Genomic DNA, 16,171 nt, shown 5'->3' with positions numbered 1-16,171 from the left:
GACACTGCCAACGACGTCTCGGACCCCGATCCTTTGTGCGCAGGAATTGTTTATCACGGTATTAACCGATTGTGGCCGGAACCGGGCAAGATTGTGACGCTGCTTGTCCTGTCCTGGGGCTTGGAGAAGGGCCGCTTCACGCAAGCCGGTTGACAGGCCTTTGCCGGGCACACTAGAGCAGTGGCCGGCAGTCACCGGAGGGATGGCCGAGCGGTTTAAGGCACCGGTCTTGAAATTCGTTTACCGATATCCCGCGCCGTCTCTTCCTGTTTTATAGCGGCCTGTTTTGTCTGCAGTTTCCCCTCCCATATGCGGGTTTCGTGCTCGGCTGTACCGGCTGGTGCTACCGAGTTCGGTAGCAAAATGGTAGCAATCCGTTCCTTGGACGTTCTGGCGGCGGCGGGGCCGGTCGGCGCTGTCAAATGGGCACGTCAAGGCTTGTGTGTGCCCTGCCCCCACCTCGGCGGGGTCAACAGCACCGTCCCGTCCCGGAACGCTGCACAGCCGCCGGATGTCCGAAGCCCGTCGGGTCAGCAAATTTGCAGACCCCCGACTGTTCGCTCCGAACAAAGGTGGGCGGACCGCGACTGCGGAAATTCCGCAGTTCGCGCGTGGGAAATTCCGCACCGCGTGAGACATGCCAAAGGGGCCGCCAATTCAGGCTGTTACAGCAGCAGTTCCCCGTGAAACATTTGAGCGCTGTGCCTTGGCGACCCGGCGGATATCGCTGCCCAAGACCTGCATGATCTTGTCGCCTTCATCGAATACCCACCTGCGATGCACTTCGACCTTGACCTGGATGTCTTCCAACGACGTCGCCTTGAAGCGCAGGATTCTGCCGGCCGCCCGATCAGTTCGCCTGAACTGAGCCACGAACGCTTTGTCGACGGCAGCAAAGCCGCTCTTGTGTCGCGCCACCTCATAGGCAGCGTCCCAGGCCTCATCATCCTGGGCTCTCCGTTTCGGTTGAGCCGGACGCATCGCAAAAAACCGCTGCTCGGCAGCGGTGAAAATCTTCCGGTGCTTGTTGAGCGCTCGAAATTCGACGTTGAACGCTTTCTGCAATGCCTGCAGGTCGAGAGCCACGCCGCCAGCTTGGCGGGTCTGCAAATTTCCATCGGCCGCGACCGCTACGGCAGTAGGCATGGCGATCGCCGCGAGGCCGGCTGATGCGCCCATAATGGTCCGGCGGGAAATGTGTTGGTTCAAAAAACCCTCCATCGGTTGGCCTCCTTCCGCCGATGGGATGATATGCCGTTGCGTTCCCGCGACGAGGCCATGCCGCTCTACTTTTTGGGGACATCCCCCGGCGCCGGCCGACGTGGTTTCTACTTTCTCAACTCTGCGCTGGTTTTCCTCGGCGGATCGCCGTGCGTGGTCGAGGGCGAGCTGCTGAAGATGCGGCGGAGCCTTCAGCCACTCCGAAATCAATGTCACGAAACTGTGCTTAGGCTGGCCCTCGGCCGCCGATGGCTTGATATTCGACATGGTGGATTTCCCTCTCACGGTTCGAACCGGCTTTCGAAGGCCGGCGGAAAACCGTTCTCTTGAAACGGTTTTCCCAAGATCGGCGGGCGGCGCCGAAGCCGGGGGTTCGAAACCAGCCGTGAGACTGGCCGAGACGCTTTTAAGCTTTCGCTCTGGACAGCACGCTCGCCCCCGGCCATTATTCAGCCGGTCAGAGCCGCGCCGCCAAGCGCGTCTGTTCACTGCGGAATTTCCGCAGTTCTTTCAGCCGCAGCTGATCGAAGCCAATCGATCGGCTGATCCTCGCCAAAGGGTCGCGGCCTATCACGGTCCGGGTTTCGAAGCCCACGGACACGTTCCGCTTATTCGCCGAAATCGTCAAGCGCTCCCCGCCGGGGGAGAGGCTTGTATTTTGCGTTCTGAGGTGATTTATCCCAGCGATAGTGGGGAGTGTAAGCATTGACCGAGGGCGAGAAAGAACAGATCAAGTTGCGAGCGGTGTTCCACAACGGCGTCGGCCTCGCGTTCGTGGCTGTCGGCGGCTTGGCGCCAACGGTCGCGCTGATGACGAAACAAGTAGACAGAGCCACGATCTATCAGGGGACGCTCATTTTCATGGGAGGACTTCTGGTGGGCTGGCTGTTTCACATGCGCGCGCTCTTCATCCTGGGCGAAATCGACAATCCGCTCGATGTGGAGCGCGTAAAGCGGCAAAATGTTTTGCTAACTGTCGTCTTGGTCGTTCTATTCGGATTGTTCTGGTACTTGACCCACTCCAGCAACTAGCGGCGCTTGCGCTGCTCTTGCCACCAAGCGGAATCCATCTTCATGAGCGACGAAGAGATCGAGCGGCGAAAATCTATCACTTTCGCCCAGGCTGAGGGCGCCGCTGCACTACCGAGCCAGCTCCAGCCAAAGGAGATTTCTGACCAACTTAGGTCAATGGTTTGGGCCCAGCTATTGAAAACGGTGCAGACCTCTGAACGAGACAGTATTTATAGTCGCGGCCGGGTATTGGTCAATAACTGGCGCAAAATTCTCTTTGATCGTTATGTATACGTTCTACATCGTCCAGCAGATGATTTTGATAATGATTGGGAGATCAATAAAAGAGAGTTGAAGCACATTATTTGGAACGGAGATTATGTGGAATTTTTCGACTTTCTCCAATACGTTTTAAGGCACGCTGAACGTCCATATCTTTTCGCTGACAATTTAGAGCGGATCTTGCGTGTCAGCCAGGCTGCATACATTCTCGTTGACGGAAAGACATTCGTCCCAAAGCAGACAAAGGAAGAAGCTGAAACCTTTGTCGCTGCCCTCAACGCGGCCGAGAGCGCAGGATTGAAGGGACCCAGGCAGCATCTTTTGGATGCGGCCGGCGCTTGTTCGACCGGCCACTTCGCGGACAGCGTTCGCAACAGCATCCACGCTGTCGAATCGGTTGCTGTTCAGCTGGCGCCTGGCACCAAAGAGCTTGGCCCCGCGCTGAAGAAGTTGGACGAAGCCGGGGCGATCCACGGCGCGATGAAAGCCGGCTTCGCGAGCCTATACGGATTTGCCAGTGACGAGCAGGGTATCCGGCATTCCTTGCTCGACAAAGATGCCGCAACTGTCGACGAGGCCGATGCGATGTTTATGCTTGGCGCATGCGCCGCCTTCGTCTCCTATCTCATCAACAAAGGCCGCGCAGCTGGACTGCTCTGAAAAGAGGCACGCAAATGACCACCCGCAGCGCAGCCGAATTGCGCGCCGACTATGAAACCGTCATGGGTCCGGAACTCGGTGCGATATATGCCGAACTAGTGCAGGAACTCTGCAACATTTACGTCGTTTGGGGCCAATACAAGATCCTGTTCGGAACCAAGAAATCTCGCGTCGACCTTCTGAACAAGGCCGGCGGCACCTTCATTCGCGTCGCCCAGGATTGCATATTCGACCAGGTGATTCTCGCCATCGCAAGATTTACCGACAAACCCGAGATTGCCGGCAAGCAGACGCTCACGATTCGACGGCTTGCCGCTCTCATTTCCGACGCGGCGCTAGCCGATGCAGTCAGGACTAAAGTCGATCTCGCGATGACCGCACAGAAGTTTTGCCGAGACTGGCGCAACAATCGGATCGGGCACAACAACCTCGACATGCGGATCAACCCGAACGCCAGGGCGCTCCTGCCCGCTACCCGGCTCAAGGTCGATGCCGCACTGACATCGCTTGCCGAGGTCCTGAACATCATCGCTTCTCATTTTTTGGACAGTGAGACGGCATACGATCATATCGTTACCCCGCTGCCGGATGCGGAATGGCTGCTTTACACAATACACGACGGACTGGCCGTCCAAGATGAGCGACGCAAGCGGCGACAGGCCGGCGATTATAGCATCGAAGCCTATCCCCGCGATCTGTAATGACGCCTAGACGGCTTGCCCCAACCAGAGCCGCCGTCTACACGCGCAGCAAGAACGGCCACCATGCCAGCCGCCGCTTAGATCGAGGCTGGCGACACCTTCGTGAAAGCGAGATAGGCCATTCATGCGGCGTCATCCGGCTCCGGGTCGTCTTTCCTGCCACCGGTCAACGGCGTCAGACGCGGCCGGGGACGTCGATCCGGGAAGCTGAGCGTGATCCCCCCATTCTCCACGTTTCGCAACGCATCGCGGAATAGTTGGAGTATCTCATCCGAGATGACATGTTCGTTTCGGCCGCCAGCGTCCCCGACAGCGCACATCATGGCGCCTACGAGGTGTGCCCATACCCTATGCGCATCACATCCCTGGGCTGCCATCTCGGGCATTGTGACCCTGTTCAGAAACTGCTCCGTGTAATGCACGCACCACCGCTGATTGTCGCCCTCGAATGCACCAAGGTCGGGATTTGGAAAAGTCATTTGGGCCTCCTGCCGTTGCTCGTCGTCGCCTCGCGCTGCAAGAACTGCTGCAGGCGATTGAGCGCGATATCCCCGATAGTGAGGTCATCAATTCGCTCGCCGCCCGGCAGCTGCAGGACGATCGGCGTGCGCTGATTGCCGGTCGCATTGGAAGGTGCCCCAGATGAAACCAGCCCGCCGGCCGCGTATCTCGGGATCGCCATCGAGCGATTGAAGTTGTCGACGACACCGCCAAGGCTGAAGCCGCGCAGGCCTTTCAGTGAGGGCATGAAGCCATTGTTGACCATATGGAAGAAATCGACACCAAGCCGCTGCACGGCCGCCGCCTGAATGACGAATTCGCCATTCGAGAGCCAAGCCAGGATGCTGTCATCCCTTGGCCCGCCGGCGCCGCGCACGGCGCCGCCGCCAGAGAAGCCGCCATGCGAGCCGCCGGACTGCGAAGCCGACGAGGAGCCAGCCTGTGCACGCAACGACGAGGCTGCCGCGGCGGCCTCCCGCAATGCCGACAGGATCCGGGCGATCGCGGATTCGATCTGACTGGCGAGACTGGTGACGATGCCTTGCAGGCCGGTGAAGCCGCCTTGCAGCAGTGCCCGGATGCCGTTGAGGATGGCGCTGAACTTTCCGGGCAGCGTCGTGAACGGTGCCACGATAGCCTCTGCGGCTGCCTGAGCGGCACCAGCGTCAAGATTGCCGAGCGAACTGTTGAACCCGCTGGCGGCCTCCTGTGCAGCCGGCGCGATTGTGCTGATGCTGTTGGTGATTTCATCCGAGACACCGCCAACAGCGTTGCTGGTGTCATCGACACTGGTCTTCAAGCTGTCGAGGGCCTGCTTGCCCTGTTCGGTACGCTGGGCAATGCCGTTGACGACGTTGAACGTCTCGGACGTGAGCTTGTCGCGACCGCCGCGGATGACGTTGATCGTCTGGCCCAATGCCTCGACCTTGGCCTTCGTCGTATCGGCAGCGGCTCCCGCATTGGTGAGCCCCGCGTTGGCATCTGCGCCGAGCGTTTGGAAGCCGGCACCAGCCTGACGCGCCTGGAAGGCGGCGTCGGTGATCTTGCCGGTGAGCAGATCGAGGAAGTCGGCCGACGGCTTGATCTTCTCCTGCAAACCGGTGGCCTTGTCGGTCAAGTGCACAAAGGCATCCGCTGCGGCGTTGAGTTCAGGATTGGCGGCGCCGATTTTCTTGATCGCGGCGAGATAGGCTTCGAGGCTCCCACCGCCGGCGAAGTCCCGAAGGGCTTGGCTGAAGGGGTTTTCCTTGGCAGGCGCGGCGGCCAGATCGCGCAAGCGCTTGATCTCGGCTTCGAAGGCCGGCACCAGGTCTTGCAGGGCGGCGCGCTGTTGAATGATCAGACCGTTGCGAATCTCGTCGGTCATGTTTTTGACGGCATTGCCGGCCCGCCCGTAGGCGTCCTTAACGCCCTCGACCAGACCCTCATGGCGCTGTAGTGCCGCGGTGGCGTTGTCGGTGCGCGTGGCCCAAAGCAGGATCCCGCTACCGATGAGGGTGATTGCCGCAATCCACGGGTTGGCCCGAGCGAGGCCGAACAGCAAGACCACGGCGTCCTTCGCCGCGATAACGGACGAATAAAGCGCCTTGAACCCGCCTGTGATCTGGCCGGCGATAAGCACAAGGCCAATAGCGTCGCCGGAAAGGTGCGTGCCAAAAACGCCATTTAGCGCAGTTGCCGTGAGATCGAGCCCCGAGCGCAATTTGTCGATCGCCGAAAGGACGATGCTGGAAGCCTGGACCATCGACTGGCCGAATGCGATGGCGCCGTCCCTCCATTCGAGCACCCATTTGTTCGACACGTTCGCGTCATTGCCGGTCAGAGCGTTGGCGAAGTCGAGCATGACCGGCAGCGCCTTGTTGGCGATGTCCTGCGCAAAGCCCTGAATGACCGGGCGAAGCTGCTTGATGCGTTCGGTCAGCGCCGTGGCCGCCTGGGTGATCGCGGGCGCGAAGATCAGCCCCAACTGCAATTTCACGCCGCGCGCTGCGGCGCCGACACCGTCCAATGCGTCGCCGAGATTGTCGCCGATCTTGGCCTGGGCGTCGGTCAGCGTGACGCCGAGCGCCTTGGCCTCGGCGCCGAGATCTATCAGGCCCTTCTTGCCCTCGTTGAGGAACGGGATCAGCTTCGCGCCGGCCTTGCCGAAGAGCTGGATGGCGAGTGCTGACTTCAGAGCGCCGTCCGGCAGCTTCGAGAAGGCCTGCGCCAGGTCGAGCAGGACGGCATCCGGCGAGCGCAGCTTGCCCGTCGAATCGCGGATCGAAACGCCGAGTTTCTGGAACAGGTCGACAGCGGCTTTCGATCCGCTCGCGGCTGCGCCGAGCGTCTTGTTCAGCCGCGCCATACCGGCATCGAGGTCGGCCTGTTCAAGGTTCGACATCTTCGCCGCGAATGCGAGTTCGGTATATGCCTGGGTGGTGACACCAGCGCTTTGCGCAGCCTTGCCAGCCTGGTCGGCGGCTTCGCCAGCCGAAGACGCCAATTCCAACACAGCGGCGCCGGCGCCCGCCGCAGCGGCGGTGATGGCCGTTCCCAGGATGGCGACGTTCTGGCCGAATGCGACGAGGTCGGTGCGCGCCTTGCTGAGAGACGCGGAAAGCTTCTGAAAATTCACGGATGCCGCGATCTTCTGCAGGTCGCGGAAAGCCCGCTCACCGGCCTCACCCATGCTCTTGAGCTGCGCCTCGATCGCGGCGCCGCCTTCCAACGCGACTCTTTGAACAATTGGTGCCTTGGCCATGTTTAGCCCTCCGGGTTCAAATGCTTGAAATAGAGCTCGCCCAAGCGGCCGGCGGCGCGCTCGGTGATCTCGCGGATTTGCAGTTTGTCTTTGATCGATACGCTGGGGATGCCGACGAACAACGGCACTGCCTGTTTCGCACCGACACCGGATGCGCCCTTGCGCAATCTCGCGTTGGAAATCTTGCCGACGTTGCCAGCGGCGCGCTGTCGTGCCGACACCCCGATATTGGCTGCCAGGAGTGGCGCCTTGCCCGGACGTTCGATCGTGAACAACGGGCCGATCTGCCGAACGTACAATTGCGGCGTCATCTTCTGGCGCCCGATCCTCTTTGGCGTCGATGGCAGCGCCAACCATAGGAGCGGCTTGCCGCCGATATCACCGCCGGTCTCGAAAATATTGCTGTATCGGACCTTGGAATAGAGCACCGCGGCCGCGTCGATCGAGTTCCGGTCGGTCGGATAGATCTGCCCGCGAAACGTGTTCTGGAAACGGTTGGAGAAGCCGGCAGAGGCCATGTTCTGCCGGCCTTCACGCTTCACCATGTCGGCGAGTTCCTTCATGGCGCCAGTGCCGGCAGCGGCGATCGGGTTCTTGATCGACGCCATCGCGGAGGCGAACTCGCCCTTGCCATAGCTGTACCGGAAGCGCGCGGTCATGGTGCTGTTGCTCCACTACGGTTGATATTGGACACCTTGAGCCCCGCGATCTGGCTGGCCGATCAGCGAACGGCGATCCCCAGAGCAAGCAGACCGGCGATCGCCCCAGCGTCGATCTCACCCGACGTCTGTTCGGTCGACGTCAGCAGCTTGCCGTTTACCTCGGCTTTGCGGACGATGAATGTGACGATAGCGTCGTCGACACAGTCGTACATCATGATGCCCGCGACGGTGCCCGTGCCGTCATACGATACGAGCTTATTTCCTGAGAGCTTGACGACTGCCCCAGGGGCGAGCGTGGCGCCCGCCTTGCCCAAGTCACGCGATATGTGACCGTTTCCCTCGGACAGGATGAACTCGGCCGCGTGGCGGCCTTCGTGAGCGACAAGAGCGACATTTTCAGTCCACATGGTAGGCATTCCATGTTCCCTTTCTGTTGTAACGGGCTACGCGACCCGCGCGTAGCGAACATCATGCGGCGGCCGGCGGCTCGTCGGAACGGAAGAAGCCGGGATGCTCGGCACCGAACTTTTCCCACGTTGGATGCAGCGCCCGCTTGGCAGGGTCGCGTGCCGGCCGACGGCGCGAGCTGCTCGCCGGCGCGCTCCGCATCTTGGCGAGCTCGCCTTCGATGCCGGCGATTTCCGGCCGCAACGTTTCAAGCGTCGGCGGTGCGTTGCTGATGTTGCCGATGAAACGTGGAGCGGAATCTGCTTGGGCCTTGTTGTTGTCCCGTCGCATGTTCGCCTCTAGGGATTCGTCGGCATAGCGATCGCGCAAAGCTATGACGTTGCCTTTCTGGGCATCCGTCAGGTCGATGAAGCAACCGTTTGTCGCCACGAAAAATGAAATGGCGTCCTTAGTGTCGGCGAAGATCGACGCGGAGATGTCCTCGGCGTCGATCGCCTTCCGCCAGTGCGCCGGGAAGTTGTTCAAGGTGCTCATGTGTTTTTGCTCCAAGGTTCGGCCCCTGCCCAAATCGGCAGGGGTTAAAAGCGGCCTTCAGCGTTTCAATGGAACTCGCCCGGTTCTGGACCTGTCAGACCGAGCAAGGCGCGGGGATCCATGTCGCCTGGAATGCGATCGAAAGCCTCGTCCTGCCAGATGATGGCCGCCATGATGCGCTGTTCCGCTTCGATGCTGTTCTTGATCTTGGCGACCTGCGCGGTGCGCTGCTCGGCGGTCATGGCCTGCGTTTCGGTATCGTGCGCGGCCGCATCGATTTCGGCGTTCAGCTTGGCGATGATGTCGTCCTTGAAAAGCCAGCAAACCACGGCCAGGGTGCTCGCCGCGTTTGTAGTGTCGTACTGGTCCGCGATGCCCTTGCCGAACCCACGCAAGTTGATGGTGCGCTCTGCGACTGGCCACCCCAGCTGATTGCGATGCAGTACAGATTTACTGACATCGACGCGGCCTTCGTCCGCCAGGAATTCGACTTCACGCCGCGCGCGCGCCTTGGCATCCGCAGCCGGCCACGGCCGGGAAATCACATCGGCCAACTCAGCGCGCAGGGCGGCGATGCGGGCAACCGCGGCATCGACCGTTTCGCCCTTGCCGAGCTTCGGCAAAGCGGCATCCTTCAGGGCATACGGCCCGATTCTGGCGATATAGGCGTCGGCGCGGCGGATGGCGGTGCCGATGGCAGTAAGCTGCATCGAATAAGGCTGTCGGCGCTCCTCGATGTAGGCGATGTCGGCCTTCAGCCTGGCGATCGCCTTCTCCATTTCAGCCTTTCCCGCTTCCAGTTCGTCCTGGCTCATTGTCAACCGCCACTCGTTGTCGAACCGGGCCAGGCGCGTCCGCGCCTTGCTGATGTCGACGCGGATCTCTTCGATCTTCGGCTCGGCGGCAAGATAGAGCGTGTGAGCGTCTTCCTTGAGCTCTGTCAGCTTGCGATAGCGCATGGCTGCAGGCCTGGGCAGCGACAACACCAGGCCCTCGGGCGTGGTGATGCGTTTCATGATGTTCGGCAGTTCCGCCGTAACAAGCGCAGGCCCGTCGATCGGCGGCATCGAGATGATACCGTTCTTCCCATTGTCGCTGACGATCTCGGCGCCGGCCATCGGCGACATCGAAGCCTGGCCATCGTAAAACTGTGTCATTTCGTACAATCTCCGGTTGGAACTGTCGTTTAGGCTTGAGTTTAGGCTCGCTAAAAACCGTCAGACTGGAGCGGGATCGGGCTTCGCCGTCCCGCATACGGTTTTGCCGTCGGGAGGACCCGTCGTTTTCCTCGGTCGGGGTCGGTGATAGTTCTTGGTGTCCACATCGAGGCGGGCCTGGGCATTCGCTTCGCAGAAGGCCGCGTAGGTCGCGGCCGCGCGCTCACGTGCTTCAGCCGTCTTGGTCGAAGTCGAGCGATAGCTGGCCTGCTCTTCATCAGCTGCACGGCGGCGAGCCGCCTTTGCGATCTCTTCGAGACGCTCGTCGCGCTTCGCGTTGCAACGCATTCGCAACTCAGCGGGGCTCGGGTGATAGGCATGACCAAGACAGCCCTGCACGATCGCCCTCACAGCAGCCATCAGGTCGACATAGGCCACGACCATCAGACCTACCTGCCGGCCCTCGAGAGCCGTCTTGAACGCTGCGAACTCCAACTCGGGATTGGTGCTGGCTCGGCGCGGCAAAGGATCAAGAGCAGCCAGGCTGACCAGCAGGTCACGATCGGTCGCTGTCCTCACGACTTCAGTGCTGATGTCCGACGACATGAGCGCCCTCCATCTCTTTCAAGCGATCGAGCGCCCAATTGCCGAGCGTCTTCTGTGTTGTTGCCTTTGTCGCCGTCGGCTCGTCGGTCCAGCGCTCCTGGTTCAACCAGGTCGACGGATGACACCAGGCCCTATCAGCAGGCTTGTCGGCGATATAGCGTTCCAGGCCGGCAGTCAGCGTGTCCACCGTGGCCTTGCGCTGCGCACGCTCGAAGGCCTTTCGCGCTGCGCCTTTGCCGACCTTCTCGGGATAGAGCTGCCACCACGACTCGAATGACGACACCGGGAAGGCCGTCATCGCCAGCGAGAGCTGCAGCGCGCGCGTCTCTCCGTTAGGAGAAAAGGGTCGTTCTAGAAAAGGGTCGTTTACTTGTTGTGACGCAGCTTCGTCACAGGGGGTGTGATCAAGCTCTGTCACAGGGTATGTGACGGTGCCGTCACATACCCCCTGTGACGTGGCCATCACATGGGTAGCCTCGGACGCCACCTCGTTACCGCCTGGAGCGAGGTCCGCCTTTGCCGGCTCGCGGTCCATGAGGACTTGGTACTGGCAGACCAGGCGCCGGCCATCTTCTCCGACGCGGCCCCGCTTGCGCAGATAGCCGAGGTGCTCTAGGTCACGCAGGAGCCTGTTTACGGTCTCGCGCGCACAGCGCATCCGCTTGGCAAGCGTCGACTGGCCGACGATGAACCATCCGTTGTTGTCGGAAAGGGTGCCGCAAACGGCAAGAGCGCGCACATGACGGTCGGTCATCCGCACGTCGGCCAGCGCATCGGCAGGAATGATGCAATAGCGAGGTCCGCTCATGGTGCCGGCACCTCTGCAAATGGACCCCCGCCGGCGGTATCGATCGCCGGCGGGAACTGCTCGACTTGCTTGACTGGGCTCGCGGTTCGCTTGGACGTCGGATATGCGCCATGCAGAGCGCCGAGGGAACGCAGCGAACCTTCCCGATTTTCGGCCGAGCCCGCGGCCGTCATTCTTACCCCTCGCATCTGGATCGCGCTCCCTAAGCGAAGCGGCGACTGGTCGAGACATTCTCCAGCATGCGCTCAAGCGCCGCCTTCGGAACCTTGATGAGCTTGCCGATGCGGATCGTGGGGATCTCGCCGTTGGCCGCCGCTTCGTACGCCGCATTGCGGCCGAGGCCCAACTTGGCGCCAGCCTCAGGAACGGTCATCACGAGAAGTTCGCTCGATGCGCTTTTCATTTTGTTTCGGTCCTCTGCCTTACGATTTGTAAGATTTGATACCGCGCCGTCCTTGACGGTGACAACTCCGCCATGCAACAAATTGTAAGAATTAATTCGAGAGGTGGGAACGCCCGTGGCAAAGAGAGGCCCAAAGCCAAAACCGCAGAACGCAGCAGGCGCGCCTTCAGTCGTCTTTTCTTCGCGCATGGCTCCCGAATTGAAGGCGAAACTGGAGGAAGCTGCCGCCGAGAGCAGCACCAGGTTGCTCCGGCCTGTGACCCTGTCGGAAGAAATCCAGACGCGGCTGGTTCAATCGTTCAAACTGGATGACAAGATTGCCGAGCACTTTGGCGATGAGCAGACCTATTTAATGATGAGGACGATCGCCCTTGCGATCAGTTGGAGCGGCGTCGGCGGCATCGCTAGCCGTTTGAGTTGGCTAGACGATCCGGCTTGGTTTGACCAAGCCGTAAAAACAATCAACCGGCTTTTGGAAGTTGTGAGGCCAGAGGGAGACACATCTCCCAATATCAAAACATCCGCCTCCAAAGAGGATATCGAAGCGGTCCAGCAATACATGCGGGACACCGTAGCTGATGCTATCTGGCTAGATGTCAAATCAGCCGATCTGTCGTTGCCGCGCCATGCCGGCACAAGCAATGATTCATTGATGAGGTGGGTCAAGAGCCGCGTTGGTCACGTCGCTGAGCGCTCCCCCGCTACGCTCGACGATGTCAATAAACGGGCACAGGAAATGAGGGCGAGGAAGCGCAAATGAAAGGGCACATCACAGAGCGCAGCCCGGGCAAGTGGGCAATCGTTCTCGACCTATACACCGAAGCTGGCAAGCGCCGACGGAAATGGCACAGCTTCACCGGCACCAAGCGTCAGGCGCAGGAGGAGTGCGCCAGGCTGGTCACGGAAATGAAGCACGGTGTCTATCTCGAGCCCGACAAAACCACCCTCGCCGATTATCTCGATCGCTGGCTGAAGCATGAAAAATCGAGCGTCTCGCCCAAGACGCTGGAGCGCTATACCGAGTTGGCCACGAAAAATATCGTCCCTCTGATCGGCCAGGTCGTGATTTCGAAATTGAAGACCGAGAAGATTGATGCCGCGTGGACCAAGGCGCTCGAATCGGGGCGCCGCGACGGCAAGGGCGGCCTCTCGCCGCGCACCGTCCATCACATGCGCCGGGTGCTGATTAAGGCCCTCAACCAGGCCGTGACCTGGGAGATGCTGGCCAAGAACCCCGCCACGGCATCAAAGCCGCCGAAGGTCGAGCGGAAGTCGATGACGGCCTATGAGGCCGGCACGACGGCCGAGCTGCTTGACGCACTTCGCCCGACGCGAATGTTCATCCCGGTCTTGCTGGCGGTGATGTGCGGACTTCGCCGCGGCGAGATCGTCGCTCTGCGCTGGCGAAACGTCGAGCTTGGCGACAACCATCGCCAGTTGTCGGTCGTCGAGACGGCCGAGCAGATCAAGGGCGCGGTGCGCTACAAGGAGACGAAGTCGGGCCATGCCCGCGTCGTCGACCTTTCGTCGACTGTGGTCGAGGAGTTAAAGCGCCACCGCGTCCGCCAGGCCGAAGAGAACTTGCGGCTCGGCGTCAGGCTCGACGACGACGCTTTCGTCGTCGCTCAGGCTGACGCCAGTCCGCTGCAGCCGCGCTCGCTGACGCATGAATGGGTGCGCGTCCTTGCCAAGACGAAGCTGAAGCGGATCCGGTTTCACGATCTGCGCCATAGCCATGCGACGCAAATGCTGGCGGCCGGCATCCACCCGAAGATCGCCCAGGAGCGGCTTGGCCACTCGACGATCGCCATCACGCTCGACCTCTATTCGCATGTCATGCCTGGAATGCAGGCCAATGCTGCGGAACAGGTTGACGAAGCGATCAGGCGGGCTGTAAAGCCGAAGGCCTAAAAGGCGTTCGGTAGCAATTCGGTAGCAGCAGCCATTTTCGGGCGGCGGAAAAAACCAGAAAAGCTAACCAAATCAAGCCTTGGAGGGATGGCCGAGCGGTTTAAGGCACCGGTCTTGAAAACCGGCGTGGGCGCAAGTTCACCGTGGGTTCGAATCCCACTCCCTCCGCCACTTCGCATTCCCAAACAGCCCCAGATAGTACGAACAAACCGTTGACAGGCAAGGCTTTGACGCCTTTCTGTTATCCCATCTAATCCCACGTGATAGCAATCAATCTCATGCCTCGCGGGGTATCATGTGGGGTATCGCATCTTGCAGAGTGGGGTATATGGGGTAAAGTGGGATTCGAATTGAATACGACTGCGGGGCAGTAGCATGCTGACTGACATGGCAGCTCGAAAGGCTGAGAAGCGCGACAAGGCGTACAAGCTCTACGACTCGGGTGGCCTACATATGGTCGTTGCCACTTCGGGCGGTAAGCTCTGGAGGATGAAATACCAGTTTGGCGGCAAGGAGAAACTGCTGTCATTCGGCCCCTACCCTGAAGTCACATTGTCAGCGGCTCGCGAAGCTCGAGATGAGGCCCGTGCGCAGTTGCGCGCAGGCAAGGATCCTGGCGTTGCAAAGAAGATCCGCAAGCTGAACGCGGTGAGCGGTGACGACAGTTTCGAAGCCATCGCGCGCGAATGGTACGAGTTGAATAAGGCGCAGTGGGTTGCCCGCCACTCGTCCGATGTCATCGACAGCCTTGAAGCGGAGATCTTCCCCACGCTTGGCAGCTCGCCAATAAGAGACATTTCTGCCGCCGATGTGCTGGCATGCTTGAGGCCGATCGAAAAGCGCGGCGCTAAAGAAACGGCACGCCGCGTCCGGCAGCGCATGTCCGCCGTGTTCGTCTATGCGGTGGCCTCCGGCCTAGCCGACAACGATCCTGCAGCCATGGTCAAAAAAGCCATGGCTCCGATGAAGAAGGGCAAACAGCCGGCCATCACTGATCTGGATAAGGCGCGCGAAATGCTTGCCAAGGCGGAGGCGGAAACAGCGCACCCCGTCACCAAGCTTGCGCTCCGCATTCTCGCTTTGACCGCCGTGCGTCCTGGCACGCTAGCGACAACGCCATGGAGCGAGTGGCCTGCCGGGAGCGAACTTTGGCAGGTTCCCGCCGAACGGATGAAATTGCGCCTTCAGCACAAGGACGACGAGACACGTGACCATCTTGTGCCGCTGTCTCGTCAGGCCGTTGAGGCGATCGACGCGCTGCGCACAATAACGGGCCGCGGTCCCCTCGCCTTCCCCAACTCTCGCCATGCGCACAAGCCTATGAGCGAGAATGCCATCGGCTACCTTCTCAACCGCGCGGGCTATCACAGCAAGCACGTCCCGCACGGCTGGCGAGCCACGTTCTCATCAGTCATGAACGAGCGGTTCCGGCCAGACAAGCCAGTGATTGACCTGATGCTGGCCCATGTTCCGAAGGATAAGGTAGAGGGTGCCTACAATCGCGCTCTGCACTTAGAGCGGCGCCGGGAACTCGCCCAGATATGGGCTGATTTGATTTTAGAGGGCGCGAAGCCCGCCACCGAATTGCTGGTCGGGCCGAGGCGATAGTCAAAATCGGCTTTCGCTGTGCCCATCGGCATGGCACGATGATAGCCTGCTGCGGAGAGAGTCGCATGGCCGACCAAATGGAATTCGATCAAAGCAAAGATCACGTTGGTGGCAACTTCGAGTGGGATGTGGCACCTAACTGCTGCACACTGCTTAAGGCTGCCGTGGACGATGATAAATTTATCTTCGTCAGCAATTTTGCGAGCGAAGGGAACAACTCGTTCTATATGATGCCCGTCACAAGCGAAGGATATTTCGCAAGAGATAATGGCGTCGCAATCAGCCATTGTCCCTGGTGCGGGACAAAAATTGTGGGCAGAAAGAAGTATACCGCGAAGTCGACCTAGAGAAAGGCCCGCCTCCCTTTCGAGAGACGGGCCTCGCGCGGCACGTCGGCTTTGGGTTATGGCTGGTCAAAGACCGCGCGCGGGTGCAAGTGGTCAGTTCCTTCCCCAAAGCTCCCGCTCATCATCATCAAGCTCGGCAGGCCGCAGATCCTTCTCGGCTACAATGGCGAACGCGCCCTCGTCGTCATACACGTTTTCGAGTTGCCAGTATCCGCGGTAGTGCGCAGGCGCCAAGACGAAGGCCTTAGCCGCGTTGTGGCCGTACTGCACGACCTGGCCGGGTTGAACTGCATTAAGCATTGCTGCGACTCCTCGTTGCGTTGCGATGTTGAACGTTATATAACGATGTTCAACAATCGTCAACAACAATGTTCAACATCGTTCAACAGGAGCAAAAATGATCCGCGCAGCAAGCATCGGCATTCGGCTGTCAGACGAGGTCAAAGCCGCATTGGACAAGGCAGCCAAGGCCGATAGACGCACGCTATCTGCATATGTCGAGCTTTTGATCGTTGCCGATCTAGAGGCCAAGGGCTTCCTTCCGAAGGCAGAGTAGAGGCGCGCCGCAGTTACCACGCTACAGCGCGCCCCGGCATTGAAGCGGTCAT

18 protein-coding genes and 1 tRNA gene are annotated in these 16,171 nt (G+C 60.3%); 9 read left to right on the top strand and 10 right to left on the bottom strand.

All coding sequences use genetic code 11. From position 1 onward, the window contains the following. Positions 1–657: 657 nt before the first annotated feature. The gene (locus EJ077_RS16525) at positions 658–1,488 is read right to left on the bottom strand and encodes a hypothetical protein (RefSeq protein ID WP_208695295.1); all 831 of its coding nucleotides are present in this window, start codon (positions 1,486–1,488) and stop codon (positions 658–660) included. Between the two features lie 438 nt (positions 1,489–1,926). Between EJ077_RS16525 and EJ077_RS16520 the strand changes: the two genes are divergently transcribed. From EJ077_RS16520 to EJ077_RS16510, 3 genes are read left to right on the top strand one after another with little or no spacing between them, the layout of a single operon-like run. Further along, positions 1,927–2,253, top strand: a complete 327-nt coding sequence (locus EJ077_RS16520) for a hypothetical protein (RefSeq protein ID WP_208695294.1) — start codon at positions 1,927–1,929, stop codon at positions 2,251–2,253. A 42-nt stretch (positions 2,254–2,295) separates the two neighbouring features. Next, positions 2,296–3,174, top strand: coding sequence for an AbiJ-NTD4 domain-containing protein (locus tag EJ077_RS16515; RefSeq protein ID WP_208695293.1), 879 nt, complete (start codon positions 2,296–2,298; stop codon positions 3,172–3,174). 14 nt (positions 3,175–3,188) lie between these two features. Continuing rightward, positions 3,189–3,875, top strand: a complete 687-nt coding sequence (locus EJ077_RS16510) for a hypothetical protein (RefSeq protein WP_208695292.1) — start codon at positions 3,189–3,191, stop codon at positions 3,873–3,875. A 475-nt stretch (positions 3,876–4,350) separates the two neighbouring features. Here the strand turns inward: EJ077_RS16510 and EJ077_RS16505 are convergent, their stop codons facing one another. From EJ077_RS16505 to EJ077_RS32135, 8 genes are all read right to left on the bottom strand, one after another. Further along, positions 4,351–7,119: a hypothetical protein gene (locus EJ077_RS16505; RefSeq protein ID WP_208695291.1), complete on the bottom strand. Its 2,769-nt coding sequence runs from the start codon at positions 7,117–7,119 to the stop codon at positions 4,351–4,353. A 2-nt stretch (positions 7,120–7,121) separates the two neighbouring features. Further along, positions 7,122–7,778, bottom strand: coding sequence for a DUF6441 family protein (locus EJ077_RS16500; protein ID WP_208695290.1), 657 nt, complete (start codon positions 7,776–7,778; stop codon positions 7,122–7,124). Positions 7,779–7,840: 62 nt separating this feature from the next. Continuing rightward, a complete protein-coding gene (locus EJ077_RS16495; RefSeq protein ID WP_208695289.1) occupies positions 7,841–8,188 on the bottom strand; it encodes a head decoration protein in 348 nt (115 codons plus the stop codon). 61 nt (positions 8,189–8,249) lie between these two features. Next, positions 8,250–8,723, bottom strand: a complete 474-nt coding sequence (locus EJ077_RS16490; protein WP_208695288.1) for a hypothetical protein — start codon at positions 8,721–8,723, stop codon at positions 8,250–8,252. Positions 8,724–8,788: 65 nt separating this feature from the next. Next, complete coding sequence (locus EJ077_RS16485; RefSeq protein ID WP_208695287.1) at positions 8,789–9,880, bottom strand: hypothetical protein; 1,092 nt, start codon at positions 9,878–9,880, stop codon at positions 8,789–8,791. 60 nt (positions 9,881–9,940) lie between these two features. Then, positions 9,941–10,486 (bottom strand): hypothetical protein, encoded by a 546-nt coding sequence (locus tag EJ077_RS16480; RefSeq protein ID WP_208695286.1) that lies wholly within the window; start codon positions 10,484–10,486, stop codon positions 9,941–9,943. Next, positions 10,464–11,294 carry a hypothetical protein gene (locus EJ077_RS16475; protein ID WP_208695285.1) on the bottom strand — a complete coding sequence of 277 codons (831 nt, stop codon included), beginning with the start codon at positions 11,292–11,294 and terminating at the stop codon, positions 10,464–10,466. Before EJ077_RS16475 ends, EJ077_RS16480 begins: the two co-directional genes overlap by 23 nt. Before the next feature lie 202 nt (positions 11,295–11,496). Then, positions 11,497–11,886, bottom strand: coding sequence for a helix-turn-helix domain-containing protein (locus EJ077_RS32135; protein ID WP_245458438.1), 390 nt, complete (start codon positions 11,884–11,886; stop codon positions 11,497–11,499). Positions 11,887–11,896: 10 nt separating this feature from the next. Here EJ077_RS32135 and EJ077_RS16465 point away from each other — a divergent pair, with 10 nt between their 5' ends. The 5 genes from EJ077_RS16465 (at position 11,897) to EJ077_RS16445 (ending at position 15,563) form a co-directional block, all read left to right on the top strand. Continuing rightward, on the top strand, positions 11,897–12,457 hold the full coding sequence (locus tag EJ077_RS16465; RefSeq protein WP_210212117.1) for a hypothetical protein: 561 nt from the start codon (positions 11,897–11,899) through the stop codon (positions 12,455–12,457). Beyond that, positions 12,454–13,608 (top strand): site-specific integrase, encoded by a 1,155-nt coding sequence (xerC, locus tag EJ077_RS16460; RefSeq protein ID WP_208695283.1) that lies wholly within the window; start codon positions 12,454–12,456, stop codon positions 13,606–13,608. Before EJ077_RS16465 ends, xerC begins: the two co-directional genes overlap by 4 nt. Before the next feature lie 81 nt (positions 13,609–13,689). Next, positions 13,690–13,779, top strand: a tRNA-Ser gene (locus EJ077_RS16455). Positions 13,780–13,983: 204 nt separating this feature from the next. Beyond that, a complete protein-coding gene (locus EJ077_RS16450) occupies positions 13,984–15,216 on the top strand; it encodes a tyrosine-type recombinase/integrase (RefSeq protein WP_208695282.1) in 1,233 nt (410 codons plus the stop codon). 65 nt (positions 15,217–15,281) lie between these two features. Then, entirely contained in the window at positions 15,282–15,563 is a 282-nt protein-coding gene (locus EJ077_RS16445) for a hypothetical protein (RefSeq protein ID WP_208695281.1), read from the top strand. 93 nt (positions 15,564–15,656) lie between these two features. Here EJ077_RS16445 and EJ077_RS16440 read toward each other — a convergent pair whose 3' ends face one another. Continuing rightward, the gene (locus tag EJ077_RS16440) at positions 15,657–15,863 is read right to left on the bottom strand and encodes a hypothetical protein (protein WP_127869454.1); all 207 of its coding nucleotides are present in this window, start codon (positions 15,861–15,863) and stop codon (positions 15,657–15,659) included. Between the two features lie 97 nt (positions 15,864–15,960). Here EJ077_RS16440 and EJ077_RS16435 point away from each other — a divergent pair, with 97 nt between their 5' ends. Then, the gene (locus EJ077_RS16435) at positions 15,961–16,119 is read left to right on the top strand and encodes a DUF1778 domain-containing protein (protein WP_127869455.1); all 159 of its coding nucleotides are present in this window, start codon (positions 15,961–15,963) and stop codon (positions 16,117–16,119) included. The last annotated feature ends 52 nt before the right edge of the window (positions 16,120–16,171 follow it).

Origin of the sequence: Mesorhizobium sp. M8A.F.Ca.ET.057.01.1.1 (assembly GCF_003952565.1) — a bacterium.
In the GTDB taxonomy this organism is placed as follows: Bacteria; Pseudomonadota; Alphaproteobacteria; order Rhizobiales; family Rhizobiaceae; genus Mesorhizobium.
Note: the sequence above shows the minus strand (reverse complement) of the source record. Positions and strands in the feature narration are given on the sequence as shown.

What these genes read in the sequence shown, in the direction of transcription:
- EJ077_RS16525 (WP_208695295.1), bottom strand. Translation starts at nt 1,488, where the DNA reads ATGTCGAATATCAAGCCATCGGCGGCCGAGGGCCAGCCTAAGCACAGT.
- EJ077_RS16515 (WP_208695293.1), top strand. Translation starts at nt 2,296, where the DNA reads ATGAGCGACGAAGAGATCGAGCGGCGAAAATCTATCACTTTCGCCCAG.
- EJ077_RS16510 (WP_208695292.1), top strand. Translation starts at nt 3,189, where the DNA reads ATGACCACCCGCAGCGCAGCCGAATTGCGCGCCGACTATGAAACCGTC.
- EJ077_RS16505 (WP_208695291.1), bottom strand. Translation starts at nt 7,119, where the DNA reads ATGGCCAAGGCACCAATTGTTCAAAGAGTCGCGTTGGAAGGCGGCGCC.
- EJ077_RS16500 (WP_208695290.1), bottom strand. Translation starts at nt 7,778, where the DNA reads ATGACCGCGCGCTTCCGGTACAGCTATGGCAAGGGCGAGTTCGCCTCC.
- EJ077_RS16495 (WP_208695289.1), bottom strand. Translation starts at nt 8,188, where the DNA reads ATGTGGACTGAAAATGTCGCTCTTGTCGCTCACGAAGGCCGCCACGCG.
- EJ077_RS16490 (WP_208695288.1), bottom strand. Translation starts at nt 8,723, where the DNA reads ATGAGCACCTTGAACAACTTCCCGGCGCACTGGCGGAAGGCGATCGAC.
- EJ077_RS16485 (WP_208695287.1), bottom strand. Translation starts at nt 9,880, where the DNA reads ATGACACAGTTTTACGATGGCCAGGCTTCGATGTCGCCGATGGCCGGC.
- EJ077_RS16480 (WP_208695286.1), bottom strand. Translation starts at nt 10,486, where the DNA reads ATGTCGTCGGACATCAGCACTGAAGTCGTGAGGACAGCGACCGATCGT.
- EJ077_RS16475 (WP_208695285.1), bottom strand. Translation starts at nt 11,294, where the DNA reads ATGAGCGGACCTCGCTATTGCATCATTCCTGCCGATGCGCTGGCCGAC.
- EJ077_RS32135 (WP_245458438.1), bottom strand. Translation starts at nt 11,886, where the DNA reads ATGCGCGAAGAAAAGACGACTGAAGGCGCGCCTGCTGCGTTCTGCGGT.
- xerC (WP_208695283.1), top strand. Translation starts at nt 12,454, where the DNA reads ATGAAAGGGCACATCACAGAGCGCAGCCCGGGCAAGTGGGCAATCGTT.
- EJ077_RS16450 (WP_208695282.1), top strand. Translation starts at nt 13,984, where the DNA reads ATGCTGACTGACATGGCAGCTCGAAAGGCTGAGAAGCGCGACAAGGCG.
- EJ077_RS16445 (WP_208695281.1), top strand. Translation starts at nt 15,282, where the DNA reads ATGGCCGACCAAATGGAATTCGATCAAAGCAAAGATCACGTTGGTGGC.
- EJ077_RS16440 (WP_127869454.1), bottom strand. Translation starts at nt 15,863, where the DNA reads ATGCTTAATGCAGTTCAACCCGGCCAGGTCGTGCAGTACGGCCACAAC.
- EJ077_RS16435 (WP_127869455.1), top strand. Translation starts at nt 15,961, where the DNA reads ATGATCCGCGCAGCAAGCATCGGCATTCGGCTGTCAGACGAGGTCAAA.